Source organism: Paenibacillus daejeonensis DSM 15491, assembly GCF_000378385.1.
Classification (GTDB): domain Bacteria; phylum Bacillota; class Bacilli; order Paenibacillales; family Paenibacillaceae; genus Paenibacillus_D; species Paenibacillus_D daejeonensis.
The window spans coordinates 487716-511408 of sequence record NZ_KB899659.1 but is presented as its reverse complement, the minus strand read 5'-3'; the positions used below and the strand labels follow the sequence as shown (position 1 = coordinate 511408).

The following is a 23693-nucleotide window of genomic DNA, read 5'->3' as shown; positions in this document are numbered from 1 at the left end:
TTAACACCTTATTTAATGAAGGGAGGTGAAAAATAATGAATATGGGTGTAATCCCATCAACCCCTGCAATGCCGGTTGATGCTGCTGGTGCAGCAGGTACGAGTGTGGGACAAAGCACAGCCAATGCTGAAGGCTTCGCCCAGGTATTGGTGTATACGTTAGGCAGCGCGGTTCCTGCCCATCAACCTTCGGATACTGGCATGTTAACGCAGACTGCAGTGGCTTCACAGCTCGGAGTCGGGCAATGGCAAATGCCAGCTCTGGAAGGTGAGGCAGGAGACCTGGAGCAGTTGATCAAACAGCTATCCACAATCACTGAAGACCAGGCAGCCGGACTCGGACCAGAGGAGAAGCAGCAGTACGAAGCGGTCATTGAGCAGCTAAATGCGATCCTTATTGCTATGGGAATGATGGCGCAGGCTCAGCCTCAGACACAGGCATCAGCAGAGGGAAGCGGGGAAGCAAACCAGGAGTCTTTACGTCAGACGTCGGATATGATTTTGGGCGATCGACTGCAGGCGGTTCTGTCTGCTGTAGCAAACCGCCTCGATCAAGGCGATGATCAGTCCGCTCGACAATGGTTTCGTACTGCAGTGGAGCCTCAGCTGGCCACGCTTAAGCAATTGCTTGTAAAGAACGAAGGACCTGAGCTGCTCCAGACGGGTACGCCTAATGTTGCAACACGGGAGCAAGTGCAGCAACAACTGCAGCCAACCACCGTGATTCATGCCGGTTCCCATTTGCAGCGTTTGAGTCAACTGGCTTCGCCTCAAGCAGCCTGGACTTCTTCACAAGGAGAGCTGAACGTTGACCCGGAGCTTCCAGAGCTTACAGTCAAAGCAGACCCTACGCAAGCCGTGCCGGTAGGTACCATTCAAGACCATGCCAAATGGCAGCCTCAAGTGAGGCCGCTTGTAGCTCAGCCGGTACCGGTTCAACAATTCCCGGATACCATAAGCGGCATGATTTTGAAGCAATTTGATGTGACGACAGTCAATGGGATGTCCGAGGCTCGCATTTCACTCTTCCCAGAGCATTTGGGTCAAGTAGACATCAAGATTACGATTGTTGGCGGACAGCTGACAGCGATGTTTACTGCGGAGCACGGGATGGCAAGAGAGTTGCTGGAGAATGGGATGAACCAGCTGCGCCAAGCTTTGCAGCAGCAGGGACTTCAGGTTGACAGACTCCAGGTTACGCAGAATGAACAAGCGCAGCAAATGTTCCAGGAGCAGAGACATCAAGGCTCTGGTGAACAGCAGTCTTCGCAGCAGCACAAGTCCCCACAGGCAGGAGCTGCCGAGGACAGCTTTGAAGATGAGCTGATCCAGGAAGCAGTGGAGCAAGATTTGGGCTATGGCAATGCGATTAACGTAACGGCATAGGACGGGGGTGAAGCAGCAAGTGGCAGATATCATATCCACCAAGAACATATGGCCTCATTATAGTAAGAATAATGTCTCCTTGACCAAACCGAAGGATGATACGCTCGGCAAGGATGATTTTCTCAAGATCCTGATTACGCAATTGAAATACCAGGATCCGATGCAACCGATGCAGGATCGGGATTTTATCGCCCAGATGGCGCAATTTTCTTCGGTAGAGCAAATGATGAATATGTCGAAGGAAATGACTTCACTGCGTCACAATATGGGGACGGCCTCCAGTATGATCGGCAAGACCATTGAATGGAGCGAATTCGACCAGCAAGGGCAGAGCGTCCGCTACAGTGGCGAAGTCCACGCGATCGTTATGAAAGACGGCATTCAGTATGCTCAGGTCAGTGACTGGTTCGTGCCAGTTGACAATATTCTTGCTATCACAGTTGCCAGCGCTGGCTCCGGTGAGGGGGATGAACAGGATGCATGATCCCGTGAGAATAGGTCAATTGTTTCCATCGCAGGCCCCACTTGGTGTCAAACCGGCTGCACGCAGCGGAACGAATCCTGGCGGCTTCAAACAGCTATTGGATGAAACAGAGCTCAGGTTCAGTCATCATGCCGAATTACGAATGAAGCAGCGCGGGATCACCTTAAAGCCGGAGCAGCTCGAAAGCATTAAGTCTGCTATCGATCAGGCGGAAGCCAAAGGGGCCAAGGACTCGTTGGTAGTCATGCAGGATTTGGCGATGATCGTCAATGTACCGAGCAGAACCGTTGTTACAGCAATGTCTGGACAGTCGATGCAGCACAATGTATTCACACAGATTGATAGTGCGGTTGTCATATCCTAAAGAGCAAGGGCTGGACCTATTGCAGGGGGCCCGGGACTGTGGACCGATTGAAGCAGTCCGTTAAGCAGTACAACCATTAATCATTCCTTAGGAGGAAGATTCCTTATGTTGAGATCAATGTACTCCGGTGTGTCCGGTATGCGCGGTTTTCAAACCAAGCTGGACGTCATCGGCAACAATATTGCCAATGTTAATACTGTAGGCTTTAAAGCAGGTCGAGTGATGTTCAAGGATATTCTCAGTCAGACCGTTGCTGGCGTAACCGCGCCTGTTGAAGGTGAAACGGGTGGTGTCAATGCCAAGCAGGTAGGTCTGGGCGTAACGATTTCTGCAATAGACACTCTACACTCGCCAGGTAGCGCAATGACGACCAATGAGCCAACTGACCTTCGTATTGATGGAGATGGATTTTTTGCCTTGATGGCCAACGCCGATCAAGAGCAGCCTTATCTGTCGCGGGCTGGCAATTTCCGCCTTGATGCAGCACGTCAGCTTGTCAACGGGGATGGGTTGCTAGTCATGAGTGCTGACGGTGAACCCATTGTGCTGGATGAAGAAGTAACAGCCTTCTCGATTGCACAAGACGGTCAAATCATCGCGGTGAATATCGACGGTACAAGTGAACCAACAGGTATTGCAATTGGACTGGTTCGTGTCACTAACCCAGGTGGTTTGGAGAAAATCGGAGGTAATCTTTATCGCGCGACTCCAAATGCCATTGAGGGCGGAGAGGTAGAGATTGTTGGCGCCAACGATTTGGAAGCTGGTACTGGCGCTATCGTCGCCGGCCAGCTGGAGATGTCCAACGTCGATCTGACGAGCGAATTTACGGAAATGATCGTTGCACAGCGCGGTTTCCAGGCTAACTCGCGGATCATTACGACTTCGGATGAGGTGCTGCAGGAAGTCGTCAATCTTAAACGCTAATCGAGGCAGTTTCGCTTATCCATACTATGCCCGGGACGAGGCGGCTTGACCGCCTCTCCTGATCCACAGGGGGAAGATCATGATAACTGTAACGCGTCTGAACCACTCCAAGCTGACCGTCAATGCGCTCCTGATCGAGATCGTAGAGGAAGTGCCGGATACGCTCATCACGCTGACGACCGGCAAGAAGTTTCTGGTGCTCGAGAGTGCCGAACAGGTGATTGGGCAGATACAGACCTACCTCCGGACCATAGGCGTAAGTGCAGCTTCAATAAAGAGCAATCCAACGGAGGAGTAGACGCGATGAAAAAAATGTTGCCCTGGTTAATTACCATTTTGTTGTCGATCACGCTGATCGCGATCGTCGCCGTATTTTTGTACAACCAATTTTTGAATCCAACCTCAGCCAACCCAACAGAGCAAGCGTTGAACAGCGTTCAGGACGTTAAACCGAATCAGCTCAGCGCCGACAAGCGGGTAGAGGTGAGCTCCGAGATTACGGGCGTCAAGACCAACCTGTCGGAGATGGATGTCATCGCTGTGATGAGCTTTGCCTTTCAGCTGGATTCCAAGAAAACAAAAGAAGATTTCGACAAGATTAAGGAAATTGAGATCAAACCCATCATTGTCCGCACGTTGGCTGATATGACAGCTGAAGAGATGCAAGGCTCCAAAGGCAAGGATGAGCTGGCGACACGCTTGCTCAACATGATTAACCCGATCCTGCCTGAAGGCGGCAAGCTGACCAAGGTTGAAATCACCGACTCGATCATACAACGCCTGTAATGGGTCATTTGAAAAAACATTACGACATGCAACGCCATCTTCTAACGGAGAGGAGGAGAGAAAATGGTTGATGTCTTATCGCAGAATGAAATAGATGCGCTTCTGGCGGCTCTCTCTTCCGGCGAAATGGATGCGGAGGAGCTCAAAAAAGAGGAAACGCAAAAGAAGATCCGAGCCTACGACTTCAAACGCGCCGTTCGCTTCTCCAAGGATCATATCCGCAGCTTGACAAGGATACATGAGAACTATGCCAGGTTTTTGACAACCTACTTCTCTGCCCAGCTGCGTACCTTCGTCCAGATCAATGTCGTTCAGGTTGAACAGCTGCCATACGATGAGTTTATTCGATCGATCCCGAAGATGACGATATTGAACATTTTTGAAGCGGAGCCGCTGGAAGGCAGGATGGTGCTTGAGGTGCATCCGAACGTTGCATTTGCCATGCTGGACCGGCTGCTGGGCGGCCAAGGCTCTGCACCATCCAAAATAACGGCGCTCACCGAGATCGAGACTATGGTTATGGAACGCATCTTCAGCAGGGCATTTGAGAGTTTGCAGGAGGCCTGGAAGACGATCATTGATCTGTCCCCGCGTCTGGAGGCACTGGAGACCAATCCGCAGTTCATGCAGATCGTCTCTCCCAACGAAACGATTGCACTCATCTCGCTCAGCACCAAGATCGGTGAAACGACTGGCATGATCAATCTTTGTATTCCGCATGTCGTCATTGAGCCAATTATGTCCAGACTCTCGGTCCACCACTGGTTTGTTTCCCAGAAAAAAGCCAGAGCGCCCGAAGAGGTGGAGATGCTTGAGGCACGCGTGAATAAGGCGAAGCTGCCTGTTGTCGCTGAGCTTGGCACGTCGTCTCTGTCCATCCAGGAATTTCTTGGACTCGCGGTCGGCGATGTCATATCGCTGAAGAAGCATGTGGATGAGGGGCTGCATATCAAGGTCGGAGAGAAACTGAAGTTCATCGGCAGTCCGGGCTCCATCAAGGACAGACTGGCTGTGCAGATTGACGAGATCGTCAGCGAAGGAGTGGAAGAAGACTATGACGAGTAAGGATTATTTGTCCCAGGAAGAAATCGATGCGCTGCTGCGCCAGTCTGCAGGCGAGTCGGATGAGTCTCAGCTAGTCGAGACATCGTCGGAGACGGAGGCATACATCAGCGAGATCGAGCAGGATGCGCTTGGTGAGATCGGGAACATCACCTTTGGCAGCGCAGCAACTGCACTCTCGACACTGTTGGGCAAAAAAGTCGACATTACAACCCCGAAAGTATCGATTATTAAGCGAGAAGATCTGGACACTGAATTTCCAAAACCGCATGTTGCAGTTCATGTTCACTACGTGGATGGATTCCAGGGGATCAACTCCCTGGTCATCAAGACGCGCGATGCGCAGGTCATCGCTGATCTTATGCTCGGTGGCGAGGGAGAAGTATCCATAGAAGAGCTGAACGAGATTCATATCAGCGCTGTCCAGGAAGCGATGAATCAAATGATGGGTTCTTCGGCGACGTCGATGTCTACCATTTTCAACCGGTTTGTCAATATCTCGCCGCCCGGCATTGATATCCTTGATGTGAACAGCGGAGAGGGCGTCAACAATCTGCCGCCCGTTGATGTGTTTGTCAAAATTTCATTTAATTTGAAAATCGGCGAACTGATTGATTCAACGATCATGCAGCTGTTGCCCGTCTCTTTTGCCAAAGAAATGGTATCGACGCTGATGGGTGCAAGCGGGATGACCGAGGAAGTCCCAGCTCCTGCCTATAGCGAACCTGCAGCCCCTGCTGAGCCAGCTTACTCGCCTCCTGTGGCACCGCAAGCTCCGCCTGCGTCACCAGCAGCATCGGCGCCACAGATGCCGCAAATGCCGCAGTATCAGGAGCCAGCGCCGTCCTACTACCCGGATGCGCAGCCAGCTTATGGTGCGCCGCAGATGCCTCCTCAGGGCCCTAACACTTATGGTGGAGGATTGAATCGCAACACCAATGTTCAGCCGGTGCAATTCGCCAATTTCCAAGGTCCGTCTTATACACAGGCCGACGAGACGAATCTAAATTTATTGCTCGACATTCCTCTTAAAGTAACGGTAGAATTAGGAAGGACACGGAAGCAAATCAAGGACATTCTTGAGCTGTCCCAAGGATCCATCATTGAGCTGGACAAACTGGCCGGTGAACCGGTGGATATTCTTGTCAATAACAAGCTGATTGCCAAAGGGGAGGTCGTTGTTATCGATGAGAATTTTGGAGTACGGGTTACGGATATCGTCAGCCAGTGGGATCGCATTCAAAAATTACAATAACATCTGGGAGGAAGAAGAACGATGGCAAACCGCATTTTGATCGTAGACGACGCAGCATTTATGAGAATGATGATACGGGACATTCTGTCGAAAAACGGCTACGAGGTCGTCGGTGAAGCACAAGACGGCGCACAGGCGGTGGAGAAATACAAGGAATTGAAACCTGACCTGATTACAATGGATATCACGATGCCGGAGATGGATGGCATTTCGGCTCTTAAAGAGATTAAAAAGATGGACGGCAACGCAAAAGTAATTATGTGTTCTGCGATGGGTCAGCAAGCTATGGTCATCGATGCCATCCAGGCGGGAGCCAAAGACTTTATCGTTAAGCCATTCCAGGCGGATCGGGTTATTGAAGCGATCAAGAAGACGTTGGGCGGGTAGACCGCAACCGATGCACAGACCGGCGCTTCTTACCGGCGTATGGATGGGCGGAGCCTGGACCGTCTTGCAGCCTGTTCCTGCTGCGGCTCTTGCCTCCAATGGCGGAGGCGAGGAGATGCCCGCCGAGCTTATCTCGGATACCAGCATGGCAGGTAGTCTGATATGGGTCATTGTATCCCTGTTAATAGTTATCGGTTTAATTATTCTTTTTGTGAAGTTTTTATCCCAGCGAAGCCGCAGTTTCGGCATTAACCGTGCCATGCGTACGCTTGGTGGAGTGGGACTGGGAATGAACAAGTCCCTTCAGGTGGTCGAGCTCGGCGGAAAAGTATACATACTTGGCGTCGGGGATGACATCTCGCTGCTCGACAAGGTGGAGGACCCAGAAGAGGTGGATGCGTTGCTTGCTGCACTGGAGCAACCCTCGCCTCTTGGCTCGGCCACACTCACCGGTCTGTTTAACCGTCTGCGCGGACGCGCAGATCAGCCACAGCCTGGCGAGGAGCTATGGCAGTCGCAAGCTTCTTTCCAGGATGTTCTGGATGAGAAGCTGCAACGGCAGGCCGAGCGCAAGCAGCAAGTAAGAACGCTGCTGGATGACTCTAAGCAAAAGGATCGGTTCGAGGAATGAAAATCAAGCTGCTGTACACCACTGTTGCCCTGCTGTTGCTAGCGCTCGTACATCCTTCTCTGATCTTTGCCGAGCCGTTACCCGATATCAGCATCCAGATCGGGGACGGAGACGGGCAGCCTGGAACCTCAGCGTTGTCGATCCTGCTACTCTTGACCGTGCTCAGTGTCGCTCCGGCCATACTCCTGATGATGACCAGCTTTACACGGGTCGTCATCGTACTGGGTTTTGTCCGGACGTCGCTAGGTACACAGCAGATGCCGCCCAATCAGGTGTTGATCGGACTGGCACTGTTCCTAACGTTATTCATTATGGCACCAACGCTATCGCAGGTGAATGAGGTTGCGCTGCAGCCTTACCTGAATGGCGAGGTGACCCAGACGGAAGCTCTGGAGCAGGCGGCCGTTCCAATGAAGGAATTTATGGTTACTCATACTCGCGAGAAGGATCTGCTGCTGTTTCTGAATTATACCGGAACAGAAAGACCTTCCAGCTTTGAGGATATCCCGATTACCGTTTTAATACCCGCCTACGTGCTCAGCGAATTGAAGACTGCTTTTCAGATGGGCTTTATGATCTTCATCCCGTTCCTTATCATTGATATGGTTGTTGCCAGCGTATTGATGGCGATGGGGATGATGATGTTGCCGCCGATCATGATCTCGCTGCCGTTCAAGATCTTGCTGTTTGTACTTGTTGACGGCTGGTATCTGATTGTCAGGTCTATGCTGCTAAGCTACAGTCCCTAAATTCAGACCTTCAGGAGGGAGCGCATCATGAGTCCGGATTTTATCGTCGGTCTCGCGGGCCAAGCCGTATATACCGTACTGAAAGCAGCCGCTCCGATGCTTATCCTCGGTTTGGCGGTCGGCCTGATCGTCAGTGTATTTCAGGCGACAACACAGATTCAGGAGCAGACGCTGGCGTTTGTGCCGAAGATTGTGGCCGTTTTGCTTGCTGTGCTGTTGTTTGGTCCCTGGATTTTGAATGTGCTGGTCGATTTCACTTTTAATCTTCTGAACAACCTGCACAATTATATCGGATAGGCTGTGGATCGATGGATCTCTTCCTACAAGCATTTCCTATTTTTTTGCTGATTTTTTGTCGAATTACCTCATTTTTCGTCGTAGCGCCGATCTTTTCAACTCGCAGCGTACCGGCAGCCGCCAAGATAGGGCTCGGATTTTTTGTCTCCCTGATGGTGTTTTTGGCGGTAGGCATGGAGCAGTCACCGATCCTGGATGCAGGGTACGTTCTCACGATCATTCGTGAAGTATTGATTGGACTGCTGCTTGGTTTTGTAGCGTATCTGTTTTTTACCATTGTACAAACGGCCGGCAGCTTCATTGATTTACAGATGGGATTCGGGATGGCCAATGTCATTGATCCTATGACAGGCGTTTCAACTCCGATGCTTGGCAATTTTAAATTCATGCTGTTGATTCTGGTTTTTCTGTCGATGAACGGTCATCATTACCTGCTAATGGCTATCATGCAGAGTTACGAATGGATTCCGCTCGGAAACGAGCTGTTCGTCCGGATCAGTCAAGGCAATGTCAGTACGTTTCTAATAGAGACGTTTGCATATACCTTCCTGTTGTCGCTGCAGATGTCCGCACCGCTAGTAGTAGCGATGTTTCTAACGGATGTAGGCTTGGGCTTTCTTGCCCGCACGGCGCCTCAGTTCAATGTATTTGTCATCGGTATTCCGCTGAAGATTCTGGTCGGGTTTTTACTCTTGGCAATGCTGATGCCAGGCATTGTCACGTTGTTCGGTATTATATTCGAGGAGATGTTCAGAGCGATGGAGCAGCTGCTTAATCTGCTTAGTAGCACTCCGGATGCTTAGGGGGCACAACATGAGAACTTATCGCTTGCAGCTGGATCTGCAGCTGTTCTCGCAGGAAAAGACAGAAAAGGCCACCCCCAAAAAGAAACAAGAGTCACGGAAAAAGGGTCAGGTTGCCAAAAGTATGGAAATCCCGGCAGCGTTAATCCTGTTGCTTACTGTACTCAGCTTCGTCATGTTAGGAGGTTATTATAAAGAACGATTGCTTGGCATGGTCGGCAATGTGCTGGAGAATCAGTTGACGATGCAGATCACCCCGCAAAACGTGATGCCGTTGTTTTCGGGATTAATCTTGAACGGCCTCGTGCTGCTGGCGCCATTGTTCCTGATTGTCATTGTTATCGCACTGGCCGGCAACTTCGCGCAGATCGGCTTCCTGCTTACTGGAGATCCGCTGAAGATGAAGTTCTCCAAGATCAATCCAATCGAAGGCTTCAAAAAAATCTTTTCCATGCGCTCGGTCGTTGAGTTTCTCAAAAGCGTACTCAAGATGACGATCATCGGCGTCCTGGTTTACACCACGCTCTGGGGCGAACTGGAAAATATTTTGCGATTGTCACAGGTCTCGGTAGATGCCATTTTTGCCTTCGCCGCTTCTCTGACCTTGTCCTTGGGTTTAAAGATCGGCGGTATGCTGGTCGCTTTGGCCATTCTGGACTATATCTATCAGCGATACGATTTTGAGAAAAGTCTGCGGATGTCCAAGCAGGACATCAAGGATGAGTATAAAAAGACCGAAGGTAATCCAATTATTAAAGGCCGCATCCGGGAGAAGCAGCGCCGGATGGCCATGCAAAGAATGATGCAAGAGGTACCCAAAGCTGATGTCATCATCACCAACCCTACGCACTTCGCCATCGCACTGAAGTACGATTCTGGCGATATGGAAGCACCGGTTGTCATTGCCAAGGGGATGGATTTTGTCGCTCAGCGGATCAAAGAAGTTGCACGTGAGCACGGAATTGTAACCATGGAAAACAAGCCATTGGCCAGAGCGCTCTATCATCGCACCGAAATCGGAGATGCGGTGCCCGCAGACCTGTTCCAGGCTGTGGCCGAAGTGTTGGCATATGTATACAAGCTTAAACGCAAGTCCAAGTAGCGCCTTTATCAACAAGGGGAGGAGGACAAGGAGATGAAGATCAAAGATCTGGCCATTCTGATCGGTATTATCGGGATCGTTCTGATGATGGTTATTCCGGTCAACGTACATTTGCTGGATGTGCTGCTCATAATCAATATATCGGCAGCATTGATGATTCTGCTAATAGCCATGAATACGCAGAGTGCGTTGGAATTCTCGATCTTCCCGGCAATCCTGTTGATTACAACACTCTTCCGGCTCGCGCTAACCGTTTCGACCACGCGCAATATCTTGGCGGAAGCCAACGGGGGTAGAGTAGTTGAAACCTTTGGTAATTTCGTCGCTGGAGGTCAGGTCGCCGTCGGATTTATCGTCTTCCTGATCCTCGTAGTCGTCCAATTTATCGTCATTACGAAAGGCTCGGAGCGTGTGGCCGAGGTCGCCGCCCGGTTCACGCTCGATGCAATGCCCGGCAAGCAGATGAGTATCGATGCCGACCTTAATGCCGGCCTAATTAACGAAACCCAGGCTCGGGAGCGCCGTCAGAAAATCGAGCGTGAAGCAGATTTCTATGGTGCTATGGACGGGGCGTCCAAGTTTGTCAAAGGCGATGCCATCGCCTCCATTATCATTATGTTTATTAACCTTCTGGGCGGCTTCGTAATTGGTATGATGATTCACGGCATGGCATTCGGCGAATCGCTTGAGAAGTATTCCATCATGACTATCGGTGATGGGCTTGTCAGCCAGATCCCGGCGCTGCTGATCTCCACTGCAGCCGGTCTGATTGTTACCCGTGCGGCATCCGAAGGAAATCTTGCTTACGATCTGAGTGCCCAGGTCATGCGTTATCCGAAACTGCTCTATATTGTTGCCGGTACGATCACCATGTTGGGCATCATGACTCCGATCGGCCCTCTGGCAACTTTGCCACTGGCAGCTATTCTCGCTTTTGCGGGCTGGAAGATGTCCGGAAATCTGGACAAACGCCAGATGGAGGAGGAGCTGATGGAGGAGGAGCAGCAGATCGAAGAGGTACGCAGTCCCGAAAGTGTCATCAGCTTGCTGCAAGTGGATCCGATTGAATTTGAATTCGGCTATGGTCTGATTCCGCTGGCCGATACCCAGCAAGGCGGCGATTTGTTGGACCGGATCATTATGATTCGCAGGCAGTGTGCGTTGGAGCTGGGGGTCGTTGTTCCCGTCATCCGCATCCGGGACAATATTCAGCTGAGACCCAACGAATACGTCATAAAAGTCAAAGGTAATACCGTAGCCAAGGGCGAGCTCCTGCTTGGTCACTACCTGGCCATGAGTCCTGGATTCGACGATGATTCCATCATCGGAATTGAAACCAAGGAGCCAGCATTCGGACTGCCGGCATTATGGATTGACGAAGTAACCAAGGAACGGGCGGAATTGTCAGGCTATACCGTTGTAGATCCGCCATCTGTAGTTGCCACACACTTGACGGAAATTATTAAGAAACATGCTCATGAGCTGCTTGGACGTCAGGAGACGAAGGCGCTGGTGGACAATTTACGGGAATCGTATCCGGCCCTTGTCGAGGAACTGATTCCGTCTGTACTCTCGATTGGCGATATTCAGAAGGTACTGGTGAAATTGTTGAAGGAAAAAATCTCGATCCGGGATTTGGTCACCATATTTGAGAGTCTGGCCGATCACGGCAATTACACCAAGGATCCAGACATTCTGACCGAGTACGCCAGACAGGCCTTATCGCGTCAGATTACCAATCAATATTCTTCGGTTGGGGATGCACTCCGAGTGATTACAGTAGGCCCATCGTTGGAGAAAAAGATTGCCGAGTCGGTTCAGCAGTCGGAGCAGGGAAGCTATCTGGCGCTTGACCCAGTTTCCTCTCAACAAATTTACAGTAAGCTTAACGAACAGGTAACCCGGCAAATACAATCCGGACAACAACCGATCGTGCTCGCCTCGCCTACCATCCGGATGTATTTGAGGCAGATTATTGAACGGACGATGCAGGACATACCGGTATTGTCGTACAGTGAGCTTGAGCCGAGCGTAGAAGTACAGAGCGTCGGGGTGGTGAATCTATGAGAGTAAAACGATATATTGTGAACACCGTACCAGAGGCACTACCAGCGATACGCAATGAACTCGGGAAGGACGCCGTCATTCTCGGGACCAAGGAAATCTATGTCGGCGGGTTTATGGGGATGTTTCGCAAGAAAAAAATGGAAGTTATCGCTGCGGTCGAGAGTGAGACAGCGCCAGCACCTTCCCCCAAACCAGCTCGTCCCGCCGCTAAACCAACAGCTTCCAAGCAGGCAGCTGCTCAGGCTTACGGGGGAACGGCTCCGAGAGCGGCTCCCAAACGGGAAGCTGAAGCGCCGGTTGTGCAGCCGCCTCGGGTTGAAGATCAACCACTGGCATCGATTCCGCAGCCGCAGGCCGATCGTCCGATTCTACAAGAGATACAGCTGCCCAAGGAACCGGCAGCGCCCTCGGCTGATCAGCATGTATTAATGGAAGAGATCCGTGAGATGAAACAGCTCGTCACGCAATGGTCCAAGCATCAGGCGGTGAGTCAGATGCCACCTTCGCTCCACAAGCTGCAAGCCAGACTACAGGAGCAGGAAGTCACTGACGCGTGGAGCGAGCAGCTCATGGCCGAGATTCAGCAAGATGAAGCTTACACTGCACAGGCCTCTTCCAGAGATGTCTGGATGATTGCCTCCAGAGTGCTCCAGACCTGGCTGGCTCCGCTCGCCGATCAGGAGATTAATGACAGGATCAAGATCATCCAGTTTGTCGGACCTACCGGAGTTGGCAAAACAACAACGATTGCCAAACTCGCCGCACACCAGACATTGAGGAACAAGAGAAAAGTCGGATTCATTACCTCCGATACCTACCGGATCGCTGCTGTCGACCAGCTCCGCACGTATGCCAACATCCTGAATGTGCCGATGGAGGTTGTGTTCTCGCCCTCCGAGCTCAGCAAAGCATTCGCACAGCTGAATGAACGGGATCTCATTATGGTCGATACCGCGGGGAGAAACTTCCGCAACACGCTATATGTTTCCGAAGTGAACAGCTTGTTGCAGGCGGGGGAAGGCTGCTTGACGTATCTGGTGCTCAGCCTGACCGGCAAATCCCGGGATATGGCCGCTGTGGCTGAACAGTTTGCCACATTTGGCGTGGACCGGGTGATCTTTACCAAGCGGGATGAAACAGACACCTTCGGCGCCATTCTTAACGTCATGTTGTCCTATCGTTACAAGTCCGCGTTTATCGCTCATGGTCAGACCGTTCCGGATGACATCGAGCCATTCAGAATTGACAACTTTGTAGAACAGCTATTGGGGGAGATTCCCGATGAATGACCAGGCCCAAACACTGCGCAATATGGTTCTTGTGCAGGGGGAGGCCGCCGGACAGCGGCCGACGCGGATCGTCACGGTAACCAGCGGCAAAGGCGGGGTAGGCAAATCGAACTTCAGCCTTAACTTTGCCCTTGCGCTTCAGCAGATGGGACAGCGGGTGTTAGTGTTCGATGCCGATATTGGCATGGCGAATATTGATGTATTGATGGGTCGGAATTCCTCATACAGCCTGTATCATCTGTTGAAGCGGGAGAAGACGATCTGGGAAATTGTTCAGGAAGGTCCGCAAGGCCTGGAATACATCGCCGGTGGATCCGGATTTCGGGATCTGCTCGATCTTGATCAAGAACAGCTGGATTATTTTAGCGAGCAGATCGGCAAGCTTCACGGTCATTATGACGTCATTCTCTTCGATACGGGCGCGGGACTATCCAAAGAAACGGTACGTTTCATTACTGCAGCCCAGGAAACAATCGTCGTCACTACGCCGGAGCCTACTTCGATTACGGACGCTTATGCCTTAATCAAGATGGTTCACGCGATGGGGGAACAGGCAGCATTCAAACTCGTCGTGAACCGGGCCGTGGATCGCAAAGAGGGCAAGCACACCGCGGACAAAATCGGTCTGGTGGCCAGGCAGTTTCTCCAAACCGACATTCCCATGCTGGGAATTGTGCCCGATGACAGTCTGGTACCAAAGGCGGTCAAGAAGCAAGTCCCGTTTACAATCGCCGCTCCAGATGGCTCAGCCTCAAGAGCGATTGCTCAGATTGCCCGCGATTTTATACACGGAGCAGGGGCTTCAGTCGCCGAACCGGTAGAAATGGGCGGTGTCAAAGGATTTTTACTTCGCATGTTCAGTCGCAAAATCTAATCCTTTGGAAAGAATGGAGGGAGCCCAGCCGTGACTCCTTTTCGCGTGCTAGTCGTTGATGACTCGCCATTTATGCGCAAGATTATTACGGACTTGATTGTTCGCAATCGCGATTTTGCGGTCGTTGCTACGGCCAAGACGGGCTCGGAGGCCGTGGAAGCGGCCAGACTCTGGAAGCCTGATGTCATCACGATGGATCTGGAAATGCCGGAAATGAACGGTTTGGACGCGCTCAGACGTATTATGGCGATCCAGCCAACACCGATTATTATGCTTGCGGGTATCAGCGAAGACAATACGTCTGAGACGATAAAGGCGCTGCAGCTCGGTGCGTTTGACTTCATCCGCAAGCCTTCCGGCGATGGCTCAACAAGTATTTGGAAGGTCGCTCAACAACTGCAGGATAAATTAAAGGCGGCAGTCTCCTTCAAACCGAAGAACAATCGATTGTCAGACGGGCTGTCGCAACGCAGGCCCGTCCAACAGGCAGCACCACCCGTAGCGAAGCCGAACCGAGTGAAGCGTGACCTTCCTCCAGTCGCTGCCGTGCCGCCGAATCCGCTTCCGCCCTCTGATGAGGAACCAACATTGGCAGGAAATTCTAGAAAGCAGGCAGTCAAGCCGACCTCTGCCATATTTGATCACGTGGTTGCAATAGGGACTTCGACAGGTGGTCCCCGGGCGCTGCACGAGGTCATCAGCTCGCTGCCGGCCGGTTATGCAGCACCTGTTCTTGTGGTTCAGCATATGCCGCCACGCTTTACACGCTCGCTTGCCGAGCGGCTGGATTCGTTCAGTGAAGTTCAGGTCATCGAAGCGGAGCAGGGCAGCAGGGTGAAGGCAGGCATGGTCTATATTGCCCCTGGAGGCTTTCATATGGAGCTTGCCAAGGATCGCAGCGGTTATTACATACATTTGCATGAAGCAGAACCAAGACATGGTCACCGGCCATCAGTGGATACCTTGTTCGAATCCCTGATTCACCGTAACGAGTTGAAGCGGCACGCTGTGCTGATGACCGGCATGGGGAGTGACGGAGCCAGCGGCATGAAAAAGCTGCTGGACAGCGGAGCAGCTACTGCCGTCGCTGAGGCGGAAGAAACCTGTGTAGTATACGGGATGCCCCGTTCCGCTATTGAACGCGGAGGCGTGACAGCCGTGTTGCCACTGCCGCAGATTGCCGGACATTTGACCCGTATCGTGAACTGAGTGGTCAGTGCCCTAAGCTAATAGCAAGATCATCCAAGCAGGAGGTGCTCAGGAATGGATATGAATGCGTACCTGTCGATGTTTATCGACGAATCTAACGATCATTTGCAATCACTCAATGAGAACTTGCTCCGACTCGAGAACGAGCCGGAGGACCTCAGTATCGTGCAGGTTATTTTTCGTTCCGCCCACACACTCAAGGGAATGTCAGCCACGATGGGCTTTGAAGATCTGGCTTCGCTCACGCACGAAATGGAAAATGTGCTCGACCTGGTGCGCAACAGCAAGCTGAAAATGGACAGCTTTATTTTTGATACGTTGTTCAAAAGCTTAGATGCTCTGGAAGCCATGGTTCAGGATATTGTCGGCGGAGGCACGGGAAAAGCGGATGTCAGCGCCATCGTGCAATCGCTGCAAGCGATTGTCAAAGGTGACTATGGCAAACCCGAAGCCCAGGCGACCTCTGGCGGATCAGAAGCCTCTGGTGGAGGCATGGCGCTCGATGAGTTCCAGACGTCCATTATGCAGCAGTCCATGGATAGCGGCCATAATGTATATCATATCGCCGTTACTGTTCGCGAGGACTGTGTGCTAAAAGCCGCCAGGGCTTATATGGTGTTTGACGTCCTGGAACGCAATGGCGAAGTGATCAAATCTGATCCATCAGTAGAACAGCTGGAGCAGGAGAAATTCGACCGCGAGTTTGTCGTGTTCTATATCTCACAGCTTCCGGCGGATTCATTAAAACAGCAAATCGAGACGGTTTCTGAGATTGATATGGCTGCTGTAACCCTGTTGGATGCTGAGTCGCTCTCCATGCTGGCCAAACCGTCCGTGCCTGAAGCTCCACCTGCAGTTCAGGACGCTGAGCGAACGCAAGAGGCAGAGGGACAAATAGCTGCTGCCCGTGCCCAGACCGCTTCGTCAGCCACGGCAGCGCCGCCTGCCGTCAGTCGAACGATTCGCGTTGATATTGAGAGACTGGATACGTTGATGAACCTGTTCAGCGAACTGTTGATCGATAGAGTTCGTCTGGAGCAGCTGGCAGGGGAGATCCGGCGCAATGATCTGATTGAAACGGTAGAGCATATGGCTCGTGTCAGCGGTGATCTCCAGAATATCGTGCTGAAGCTCAGAATGGTTCCCGTCGATTCGGTCTTTAACCGATTCCCTCGTATGGTGCGCGATCTGGCCAAGTCACTGGACAAGAAAATTGATCTGGTGATTGCCGGTGCCGATACGGAGCTGGACCGCACGGTCATTGATGAAATCGGCGATCCGCTGGTACATCTAATCCGCAACTCGCTCGATCATGGCGTTGAGCAAGTGGCGGACCGACTCGCAGCTGGCAAGCCTGAAGTCGGAACGGTACATCTTCGTGCTTATCACAGCGGCAACCACGTCTTTATTGAAATTGAAGATGATGGCAAAGGCATCAACCGTGATACGGTGTTAAAGATCGCGATCAAGAACGGCGTGATCTCTGCTGATCAGGCTGAAAGCTTAAGCAACGAAGAGGTGTATATGCTCTTGTTTGCTCCAGGATTCAGTACGGCAGATAAGATCTCGGATATATCTGGTCGCGGAGTCGGGCTCGATGTGGTGAAATCGAAGATTTCTTCGCTTGGCGGTCACGTCAGTGTGAATTCCACTCTGGGCAAGGGGACGACCTTCTCCATCCAGCTGCCGCTCACACTATCGATTATATCAGCGATGCTTATCAAGCTCGGATCCGAGAAATACGCCATTCCGTTGTCCTCGATTGTGGAGACGGCGATCATCAAGCGTGATGTCATTCGCAACATTCACGGGAACCGGATGATTGAATTCCGGGGAGCCATTATTCCGATTCTGTCACTCAGCACAATTCTGCAATCACCAGATTTCTCTGAAGAGCAGGAAGAAGAATCAGAGGTTGTTATTATTCGCAAGGGCGATAAGTGGGCCGCTGTCGTGGTAGATGACTTTATCGGTCAAAGTGAAATTGTCTTGAAATCGCTTGGCGGCTATTTGACCGGGATTGAAGCGGTCTCCGGCGCTACCATTCTGGGTGATGGACAAGTTGCTCTGATCATTGATCCGAACGCACTTATTAAATAGGAGGGATAGCATATGGGCGAGGAATTGAAGGTCATCGTGTTTGCACTCTCGACCGAGGAGTACGGCATCGAGGTGGACAAGGTTCGGACAATCGAGCGAATGATGCCGATCACACGGGTGCCAAAAACAGTGGATTTCATCAAAGGTGTTATCAATCTTAGAGGTGTCGTCATTCCGGTTATTGATCTGCGGGGCCGCTTCGGCCTGGGTGAGACGGAAGCTACCGAGAATTCCCGAATTATTATTGTTGCTGTCAACAATCTGGAGGTTGGATTTATCGTCGATGCAGCCAATGATGTCATTGATATTGATTCGGATACGATTGATACGCCTCCTGAGGTGGTTGGAGGCATCAAAGCCAAGTATCTTCGCGGGGTGGCCAAGCTTGGCGAAGGCAGGCTCCTGGTGATGCTGAACCTTTCCGAAGTGTTGAACAAGAGCGAGATTATTCGGCTCGAGCATCTTGAGGAATAGTCCGTGAGTATGTTTGATGGGTTCCATGACTTCAAGCTGGACGTGCTCAAGGAAGTAGGCAATATTGGTGCAGGCAATGCTGCCACTGCCCTCTCCCGACTTCTGGACAAGCCGATTGACATGACCGTTCCAAGGGTAAATTTGATTCAGTTTGATGAAATTGCAGAGCGTGTCGGTGGCTCAGAGCAAGTGGTGGTCGCCGTTTTTCTCAGGGTAGACGGCGACGCGCCCGGCAATATGTTCTTCATTATTGAACAGAAATCCGCCAAAACCATGCTGAATAATTTATTGTCCATCAAAGTTGCCAGTGAGGATCACTACACCGAGATGGAGTATTCTGCGCTGTCGGAGATCGGCAATATTCTTGCGGGGTCCTACCTGTCCTCCTTGGCCGATTTCACCAGATTGTCTATGGTCCCGACCGTACCGTCCATTGCAGTGGACATGGCTGGTGCTATTCTCAGCTTTGGCTTATTGCAGCACGGTCAGATGGGCGATAGTGCACTGCTGATCGATACGGCATTTCTCGAAGGAGAAGAGTCCATGGAGGGGCATTTTTTCCTCATTCCTGACCCGGATTCGTTCGAGAAGATTTTCCGAGCATTGGGCGTGCCGAGCGAATGACGATCGAACAGAAGCTGGTCAAAGTCGGCATGGCTGATCTTGGCACCGCCTCGGAGGATGAGGTCATCCGCACGACAGGGCTGGGCTCATGTGTTGGTCTCACACTATATGATCCGAAGGCGAGATTGGCCGGGTTGGCACATATCATGCTTCCGACCTCCGCCATTGCCCGCGAGTCTAATCTGAATCTGGCTAAATATGCAGACACCGCTGTTCCCGAGCTGATCCGGCGGATGGTGCTTGCCGGCGCGTCTGCGAACCGATTGGTAGCCAAGATGGCCGGGGGCGCCCAGATGTTTGTGTTTGCCGGCCAATCGGACACGATGCGAATCGGACCGCGCAATGTGGAATCCTGTAAGCTTGCTCTCCTGCCCTTCGCCATTCCCATCATCGGCGAAGATACTGGGGGCAACTATGGAAGAACGATTGAGCTGGATTGCCGCAGCGGCATCCTGGCGATCCGGAGTGTGCAATACGGCGCAAAGGAGTTGTAAGTGTGATTGGCTCGATTCGTTGGAATATCGTATTTGCAGGGTTTGGCACTCTTTTAACCGTAGTGTTCTCCAGCGGCGTGAACGGACTGGGCGTCACCATGCTCCGGGGACTCTATGCTGCCATTGCATTTTTTATCCTGGCTTATGTTCTTCGTCTGGTACTGGGCTTGATTGTAGGTCCGCCGCCCGCTTCGGATGAAGCGGACGGCGTAGAAGACCGGGGAACGGTGCTGGATATGGCGACGCCTGATGATGCAGAAGATTTGAACCGTTTGCTCAGAGACCAGATGAATGAGAGCGCCCCCGGGACAGAATTGCCGGAGCAGGAGCAACCACCGGAGCCGTTTCGGCCCCTGTCACCGCCCAAGCTTGTATCGAAGCAGCAGGATCCCGAACAATTGGCTGAGGCGCTGCGCAAGCTCAAGGACCAGGAAGAGGATTGACGACGAGCTTGCGTAAACCGAAATTACGGGTATCGTCCATACAATGACAAGCTTATCTCCGGAAAGGCTTCAGGAGGGTGAGACGATGAATGAACCGAAACCGAAACCGCCGCATTTATCCAATATTGACGTGTGGCAAAGATTTAAGAAAGAGAAGGATTTGGAAGCCAAAAAACAGCTGATTGAGCAGTATCTTCCCTTGGTAGATTATGTGACGAATCGGATGGCCATCGGCTTGCCTAAAAATGTATCCAAAGACGACCTCGCCAGCAATGGTGTCATGGGTTTGATCGACGCCATTGAGAAATTTGATTATGAGCGGGGCTTACAATTCGAAACCTACGCATCCTGGCGGATCAGGGGCGCGATGATTGACGGTTTGCGACAAGGCGACTGGGTCCCGCGTTCGGTTCGTGAGAAAGCGAAAAAAATAGAAGAAGCTTATCAGCACCTGGAACAGCACTACCTGCGCTCCGTCAGTGATGCTGAAATCAGCAGTTATTTGCAAGTAAGCGAAAAAGAGTTTGTGCATATGCTGCAGGACATCGCGGTAACAACCGTCTGCTCGCTTGAAGACCCGATTCGCGAGGAAGATGCGGAGACGCGCTTGTCGCTGCTGGTCGACGAGAAGGCTAAAAACCCCGATTACAAGGTGCATGAACAATATATGAAGGATTCAATCGTAAAGGGGATTGAACGACTCACTGAAAAAGAGCGTATCGTCATCTCATTATTTTATTACGAGGAGTTGTCTTTAAGCGAAATAGCCGAAGTCATGTCGCTTTCTCCCTCACGAATCTCACAGCTTCATTCGAAGGCGATTCTCCGCTTGCGCGGGGCAATGGGCAAGATCAAAAACCAATTGATGGAGCATTAGGAGGGATGGCGCTGATGGTAAAGGCCGGTGAGCAGGGTCTTGAGGCTTATCTAGGAGTTGAGATCTCCCAGGACAAATTATCCGCTTATGTACACGTTCATCGCATCGATGACGGGGCAGTCTGTACTTTGCAGGAGCTGGAACAGTGGCTTAGGTCACATGGCATTGTTCACGGTTTTGACTTGCCCCAGCTGGCTCAGATTACCGCGAGTCTGGCAGCGTTTCAGGGCAAGAAATGTCTCGTTGCAGCCGGTACCGCTCCACAGAACGGAGAAGACGGCAGAATCGAGCTTGCTTATGATTTGGACCACAGCCATGCCAGGCCCAAGGAGCAGGATGACGGCAAAGTCGATTTTCGCGAGGTTAATCAGCTCCAGAACGTCAAACGCGGACAAGTTATTGCCCGTAAGATTCCAGCGACTGCTGCCATTCCAGGGACGGCAGTGACTGGTGAAATGCTGTTCGGCAAAGATGGCAAGGAGGCACGTTTCAAGATCGGTAAAAACGTGGTCCTTGGTCCGGATGAAATGACGCTGTATGCAGCAATCGAAGGGCTTGTCACGCGGACAGAACGAGACAAAATCAACGTGTTCCCCGTCTATGAGGTAAATGGGGATGTCGATTATAAAATCGGTAATATCGATTTTGTGGGTACAGTCGTCATTCGCGGCAATGTGTTAAGCGGATTTCGCGTCAAGGCGGCTGGGGACATCCGTGTAGTTGGAGGGGTCGAGGGGGCAGAGCTGGAGACAGACGGCTCTATCGAAATCACAGGCGGTATTCTGGCTGGCAACAAAGGGTACGTCAAAGCCGGCCGCAACGTCAAAATGTCGTTCGTCCAGGACGGCAATGTCATAGCGGGTGAGGATGTACTGGTCTCTCAGAGCATCATGCACTCGCACATCCGGGCAGGGCGGGATATTATCTGCTCCGGTGCCAAGGCCTTGTTGGTTGGCGGCATGGCACAGGCTGGTGAACGTGTGACAGCCCGCACCATTGGCAATACGATGTCAACGGCTACTGTCATTGAGGTGGGGCTGCGGCCCGAGCTCCGTCAGGGATTGACGGATTTGCGCCAGCAACTACGAGTCTGTGCAGGCAACCTCGACAAAACGGACAAAGCGCTTGTCATGCTGGATCAACTGGCCGCCCTTGGCAAGTTGTCGCCAGAGAAGCTGGCCATGCGGACAAAGCTAACGGCCACCAAGCGGCAAGCCATGGAGGAGCAGCTCAGCCTTAAGGATCAGATTCTGGAACTGGAAAAAACGTTGGAAGAGACCGATAAAGCCCGGGTCGATGCCATCAATGTCGTTTACGGCGGCACCAAGATTGTCATTGGGCATTATACCCGCTTTGTAAAGGATCCCTCGCAGCGCGTATCGTTTCGTTACGCGGACGGGGATATCGTCATGTTGCCGTATCATTAGCTTCTATACCATCTGAAACGGGGGAAGCGTCCATGACTTACCGTTCACTTGATCTGCAAATATCGATACCGAGAACGCCCGAAGCCGGAGGATTGCAGAGTCAGATGATGAATCGTCCCATGATTGAGCAGCAGAAGCTTGCCGATGAGTCCCTAAAAACGACTGAGCAGCTCAGACAAAAGAGCAGCGAGGTCGAAGAGACGGTTGAAACTGCCATCAGAGACGACCAGCAGGGTCAAGCCAGAGGCAAGCAAGACCAGCAACCAAACGAGGAAAAAGCAGAGGCGGCGCCGGAGACGCCGGCGCCGCATCCGTTTAAAGGTCATCACATCGATATTAGCTTATAACGGCAGGTGAATTACATGGAGATGGAGATCTGGCACTACGTCGTGCTTGTCGGGGCATTTATAGTGGTTATGGGAATGCTGATCCCTCGCAGAAAAGCAGAACCCGCTGGCAATAGTGCGCAGCTTGTGGAGCAAGCGTTGGACCAGTTCATGGCTTCCTCAGAGACGGATCATCAGGAATTGGTAGCCGTTGTGACCAAGGCTCAGAAGGAGTGGCAGGAAGCCGCTGCGGCCAGGGATCATCGGATTGCTGAACTGGAGGCACGCAGCTCTTCGCTCGAGCAGCAGCTTGCCGGACAGCACGCCCGCTGGGAAGATCGCTTGCTGGCCCTGCAATCGCAATGGCGGCAAGCTGCCCCTGCCCAGGAGCTGCCGATTGTCCCGGTTCAGGAGACGTCGGACGATGCTGCCGAGCCCAGGATCAGGGAGAGATACCCCGAGTTGTTCCGCATGCATGAACAAGGGAAGTCCATTGAGGCGATTGCCCGCAAAGAGGGATTGAACAAAGGGGAAGTACAGCTGATCTTGCAGTTGTCCAGACAGGAGGAGCGTCATCGTGTTTAAGAATCGCTCCTATATGCTTGGACTTGGGACGGGCATCATCCTGGGCTGTCTACTCCTGGTGCTTATGCAGGCCGCTGCAGAAGGGGAGACCCGGTTGATGGATTTTGAGAACAACTCATCTGCCTCGGCTCCGGAGGATGGAGCCTTCATCACTGACGAAGAGCTGCAAGGGATGCTGGCGGCTGAAGCAGAGCGCGTACAGGCTGAATTGGCAGCGCAAGCAGCCGCTGAGCCAGAACCGGAGGAGCGTCCCGAGCCGGCTCCCGAGGATTTCAGTCAGCTGCATCGTGTTGTGCGGATCAAGAGCGGGACCACGCTCCAGACGGCTGCGGGTATGCTGGAGGATTACGGCCTCATTGACAACCGGCTGCAATTTATTACGAAGATGAAAGAAGAGGGCGGCAAGATCCGACGCGGGACCTTTTATTTCGAAGGGCTGCCGGATGAAGAAGAAGTGCTCCGCATTATTACGGGACCTCCGATCACACTGGAGTAAACCACGGCGTCAACGCGTTTTCGAACGGATCAGCAGTTGCACAGGATTGGCAGTTATGGTATAGTAATTGACGGTGTTAAAAACACACGCTTGTCAATTTTGCCAAGGGTGCTTGCCGAATACGCGCGAGTCTTGTCAGAAGATGCGATAGGCGGAGGACACAAATAAAACCATGT

The 23693-nt window shown here is 52.0% G+C and carries 28 protein-coding genes; all 28 read left to right on the top strand.

The features are described 5' to 3' along the window. The first annotated feature begins 35 nt into the window (after window positions 1-35). The 28 genes from F556_RS0102355 (at window position 36) to F556_RS0102220 (ending at window position 23517) form a co-directional block, all read left to right on the top strand. Window positions 36-1385, top strand: coding sequence for a flagellar hook-length control protein FliK (locus F556_RS0102355; protein WP_020615283.1), 1350 nt, complete (start codon window positions 36-38; stop codon window positions 1383-1385). Window positions 1386-1392: 7 nt separating this feature from the next. Beyond that, entirely contained in the window at window positions 1393-1869 is a 477-nt protein-coding gene (gene flgD, locus F556_RS0102350) for a flagellar hook assembly protein FlgD (protein WP_342663281.1), read from the top strand. After that, the gene (locus F556_RS0102345; protein ID WP_020615281.1) at window positions 1862-2233 is read left to right on the top strand and encodes a TIGR02530 family flagellar biosynthesis protein; all 372 of its coding nucleotides are present in this window, start codon (window positions 1862-1864) and stop codon (window positions 2231-2233) included. The genes flgD and F556_RS0102345 overlap by 8 nt, the downstream gene beginning before the upstream one ends. Window positions 2234-2338: 105 nt before the next feature. Then, on the top strand, window positions 2339-3160 hold the full coding sequence (flgG, locus tag F556_RS0102340; RefSeq protein WP_020615280.1) for a flagellar basal body rod protein FlgG: 822 nt from the start codon (window positions 2339-2341) through the stop codon (window positions 3158-3160). A 79-nt stretch (window positions 3161-3239) separates the two neighbouring features. After that, window positions 3240-3458: a flagellar FlbD family protein gene (locus tag F556_RS0102335; protein WP_020615279.1), complete on the top strand. Its 219-nt coding sequence runs from the start codon at window positions 3240-3242 to the stop codon at window positions 3456-3458. A gap of 5 nt (window positions 3459-3463) precedes the next feature. Next, complete coding sequence (locus F556_RS0102330; protein ID WP_020615278.1) at window positions 3464-3946, top strand: flagellar basal body-associated FliL family protein; 483 nt, start codon at window positions 3464-3466, stop codon at window positions 3944-3946. 63 nt (window positions 3947-4009) lie between these two features. Beyond that, on the top strand, window positions 4010-5011 hold the full coding sequence (gene fliM / locus F556_RS0102325) for a flagellar motor switch protein FliM (RefSeq protein ID WP_020615277.1): 1002 nt from the start codon (window positions 4010-4012) through the stop codon (window positions 5009-5011). Beyond that, window positions 5001-6263, top strand: coding sequence for a flagellar motor switch phosphatase FliY (gene fliY / locus F556_RS0102320; protein ID WP_020615276.1), 1263 nt, complete (start codon window positions 5001-5003; stop codon window positions 6261-6263). The genes fliM and fliY overlap by 11 nt, the downstream gene beginning before the upstream one ends. Before the next feature lie 21 nt (window positions 6264-6284). Then, window positions 6285-6650, top strand: a complete 366-nt coding sequence (locus tag F556_RS0102315) for a response regulator (protein WP_020615275.1) — start codon at window positions 6285-6287, stop codon at window positions 6648-6650. After that, a complete protein-coding gene (locus F556_RS0102310) occupies window positions 6619-7281 on the top strand; it encodes a flagellar biosynthetic protein FliO (RefSeq protein ID WP_169447539.1) in 663 nt (220 codons plus the stop codon). Before F556_RS0102315 ends, F556_RS0102310 begins: the two co-directional genes overlap by 32 nt. Further along, complete coding sequence (fliP, locus tag F556_RS0102305) at window positions 7278-8030, top strand: flagellar type III secretion system pore protein FliP (RefSeq protein WP_020615273.1); 753 nt, start codon at window positions 7278-7280, stop codon at window positions 8028-8030. Before F556_RS0102310 ends, fliP begins: the two co-directional genes overlap by 4 nt. A 27-nt stretch (window positions 8031-8057) precedes the next feature. Further along, window positions 8058-8327 (top strand): flagellar biosynthesis protein FliQ, encoded by a 270-nt coding sequence (gene fliQ / locus F556_RS0102300; protein WP_020615272.1) that lies wholly within the window; start codon window positions 8058-8060, stop codon window positions 8325-8327. 11 nt (window positions 8328-8338) lie between these two features. Continuing rightward, on the top strand, window positions 8339-9130 hold the full coding sequence (gene fliR / locus F556_RS0102295) for a flagellar biosynthetic protein FliR (protein ID WP_020615271.1): 792 nt from the start codon (window positions 8339-8341) through the stop codon (window positions 9128-9130). Window positions 9131-9140: 10 nt separating this feature from the next. Continuing rightward, a complete protein-coding gene (gene flhB / locus F556_RS0102290; RefSeq protein WP_020615270.1) occupies window positions 9141-10232 on the top strand; it encodes a flagellar biosynthesis protein FlhB in 1092 nt (363 codons plus the stop codon). Window positions 10233-10265: 33 nt separating this feature from the next. Continuing rightward, window positions 10266-12299, top strand: coding sequence for a flagellar biosynthesis protein FlhA (gene flhA / locus F556_RS0102285; RefSeq protein ID WP_020615269.1), 2034 nt, complete (start codon window positions 10266-10268; stop codon window positions 12297-12299). Beyond that, window positions 12296-13588, top strand: a complete 1293-nt coding sequence (gene flhF / locus F556_RS0102280) for a flagellar biosynthesis GTPase FlhF (RefSeq protein WP_020615268.1) — start codon at window positions 12296-12298, stop codon at window positions 13586-13588. Before flhA ends, flhF begins: the two co-directional genes overlap by 4 nt. Continuing rightward, window positions 13581-14462, top strand: a complete 882-nt coding sequence (locus F556_RS0102275; protein ID WP_020615267.1) for a MinD/ParA family protein — start codon at window positions 13581-13583, stop codon at window positions 14460-14462. The genes flhF and F556_RS0102275 overlap by 8 nt, the downstream gene beginning before the upstream one ends. 30 nt (window positions 14463-14492) lie before the next feature. Next, window positions 14493-15671: a protein-glutamate methylesterase/protein-glutamine glutaminase gene (locus F556_RS0102270; protein WP_020615266.1), complete on the top strand. Its 1179-nt coding sequence runs from the start codon at window positions 14493-14495 to the stop codon at window positions 15669-15671. Between the two features lie 54 nt (window positions 15672-15725). After that, window positions 15726-17771, top strand: coding sequence for a chemotaxis protein CheA (locus F556_RS0102265; RefSeq protein ID WP_020615265.1), 2046 nt, complete (start codon window positions 15726-15728; stop codon window positions 17769-17771). A gap of 12 nt (window positions 17772-17783) precedes the next feature. Beyond that, on the top strand, window positions 17784-18245 hold the full coding sequence (locus F556_RS0102260; protein ID WP_020615264.1) for a chemotaxis protein CheW: 462 nt from the start codon (window positions 17784-17786) through the stop codon (window positions 18243-18245). Window positions 18246-18248: 3 nt separating this feature from the next. Beyond that, on the top strand, window positions 18249-18869 hold the full coding sequence (locus tag F556_RS0102255; protein WP_026297056.1) for a chemotaxis protein CheC: 621 nt from the start codon (window positions 18249-18251) through the stop codon (window positions 18867-18869). Beyond that, entirely contained in the window at window positions 18866-19363 is a 498-nt protein-coding gene (locus F556_RS0102250) for a chemotaxis protein CheD (protein ID WP_020615262.1), read from the top strand. Before F556_RS0102255 ends, F556_RS0102250 begins: the two co-directional genes overlap by 4 nt. Before the next feature lie 2 nt (window positions 19364-19365). Further along, entirely contained in the window at window positions 19366-19806 is a 441-nt protein-coding gene (locus F556_RS0102245) for a hypothetical protein (protein ID WP_020615261.1), read from the top strand. Between the two features lie 85 nt (window positions 19807-19891). Further along, window positions 19892-20683, top strand: a complete 792-nt coding sequence (locus tag F556_RS0102240; protein WP_020615260.1) for a FliA/WhiG family RNA polymerase sigma factor — start codon at window positions 19892-19894, stop codon at window positions 20681-20683. 14 nt (window positions 20684-20697) lie between these two features. Continuing rightward, window positions 20698-22110: a flagellar assembly protein A gene (locus F556_RS0102235; RefSeq protein WP_020615259.1), complete on the top strand. Its 1413-nt coding sequence runs from the start codon at window positions 20698-20700 to the stop codon at window positions 22108-22110. A 32-nt stretch (window positions 22111-22142) separates the two neighbouring features. Continuing rightward, the gene (locus F556_RS0102230; RefSeq protein WP_026297054.1) at window positions 22143-22457 is read left to right on the top strand and encodes a hypothetical protein; all 315 of its coding nucleotides are present in this window, start codon (window positions 22143-22145) and stop codon (window positions 22455-22457) included. A gap of 6 nt (window positions 22458-22463) precedes the next feature. Then, window positions 22464-23021 (top strand): hypothetical protein, encoded by a 558-nt coding sequence (locus F556_RS0102225; RefSeq protein WP_157272585.1) that lies wholly within the window; start codon window positions 22464-22466, stop codon window positions 23019-23021. Then, entirely contained in the window at window positions 23014-23517 is a 504-nt protein-coding gene (locus tag F556_RS0102220) for a hypothetical protein (RefSeq protein ID WP_020615256.1), read from the top strand. The genes F556_RS0102225 and F556_RS0102220 overlap by 8 nt, the downstream gene beginning before the upstream one ends. Window positions 23518-23693 lie beyond the last annotated feature (176 nt).

What these genes read in the sequence shown, in the direction of transcription:
- F556_RS0102335 (WP_020615279.1), top strand. Translation starts at nt 3,240, where the DNA reads ATGATAACTGTAACGCGTCTGAACCACTCCAAGCTGACCGTCAATGCG.
- F556_RS0102260 (WP_020615264.1), top strand. Translation starts at nt 17,784, where the DNA reads ATGGGCGAGGAATTGAAGGTCATCGTGTTTGCACTCTCGACCGAGGAG.
- flhF (WP_020615268.1), top strand. Translation starts at nt 12,296, where the DNA reads ATGAGAGTAAAACGATATATTGTGAACACCGTACCAGAGGCACTACCA.
- F556_RS0102265 (WP_020615265.1), top strand. Translation starts at nt 15,726, where the DNA reads ATGGATATGAATGCGTACCTGTCGATGTTTATCGACGAATCTAACGAT.
- F556_RS0102250 (WP_020615262.1), top strand. Translation starts at nt 18,866, where the DNA reads ATGACGATCGAACAGAAGCTGGTCAAAGTCGGCATGGCTGATCTTGGC.
- F556_RS0102355 (WP_020615283.1), top strand. Translation starts at nt 36, where the DNA reads ATGAATATGGGTGTAATCCCATCAACCCCTGCAATGCCGGTTGATGCT.
- flhB (WP_020615270.1), top strand. Translation starts at nt 9,141, where the DNA reads ATGAGAACTTATCGCTTGCAGCTGGATCTGCAGCTGTTCTCGCAGGAA.
- F556_RS0102330 (WP_020615278.1), top strand. Translation starts at nt 3,464, where the DNA reads ATGAAAAAAATGTTGCCCTGGTTAATTACCATTTTGTTGTCGATCACG.
- F556_RS0102240 (WP_020615260.1), top strand. Translation starts at nt 19,892, where the DNA reads ATGAATGAACCGAAACCGAAACCGCCGCATTTATCCAATATTGACGTG.
- F556_RS0102275 (WP_020615267.1), top strand. Translation starts at nt 13,581, where the DNA reads ATGAATGACCAGGCCCAAACACTGCGCAATATGGTTCTTGTGCAGGGG.
- F556_RS0102235 (WP_020615259.1), top strand. Translation starts at nt 20,698, where the DNA reads ATGGTAAAGGCCGGTGAGCAGGGTCTTGAGGCTTATCTAGGAGTTGAG.
- F556_RS0102230 (WP_026297054.1), top strand. Translation starts at nt 22,143, where the DNA reads ATGACTTACCGTTCACTTGATCTGCAAATATCGATACCGAGAACGCCC.
- fliQ (WP_020615272.1), top strand. Translation starts at nt 8,058, where the DNA reads ATGAGTCCGGATTTTATCGTCGGTCTCGCGGGCCAAGCCGTATATACC.
- fliP (WP_020615273.1), top strand. Translation starts at nt 7,278, where the DNA reads ATGAAAATCAAGCTGCTGTACACCACTGTTGCCCTGCTGTTGCTAGCG.
- F556_RS0102315 (WP_020615275.1), top strand. Translation starts at nt 6,285, where the DNA reads ATGGCAAACCGCATTTTGATCGTAGACGACGCAGCATTTATGAGAATG.
- fliY (WP_020615276.1), top strand. Translation starts at nt 5,001, where the DNA reads ATGACGAGTAAGGATTATTTGTCCCAGGAAGAAATCGATGCGCTGCTG.
- fliR (WP_020615271.1), top strand. Translation starts at nt 8,339, where the DNA reads ATGGATCTCTTCCTACAAGCATTTCCTATTTTTTTGCTGATTTTTTGT.
- flgG (WP_020615280.1), top strand. Translation starts at nt 2,339, where the DNA reads ATGTTGAGATCAATGTACTCCGGTGTGTCCGGTATGCGCGGTTTTCAA.
- F556_RS0102345 (WP_020615281.1), top strand. Translation starts at nt 1,862, where the DNA reads ATGCATGATCCCGTGAGAATAGGTCAATTGTTTCCATCGCAGGCCCCA.
- flhA (WP_020615269.1), top strand. Translation starts at nt 10,266, where the DNA reads ATGAAGATCAAAGATCTGGCCATTCTGATCGGTATTATCGGGATCGTT.
- fliM (WP_020615277.1), top strand. Translation starts at nt 4,010, where the DNA reads ATGGTTGATGTCTTATCGCAGAATGAAATAGATGCGCTTCTGGCGGCT.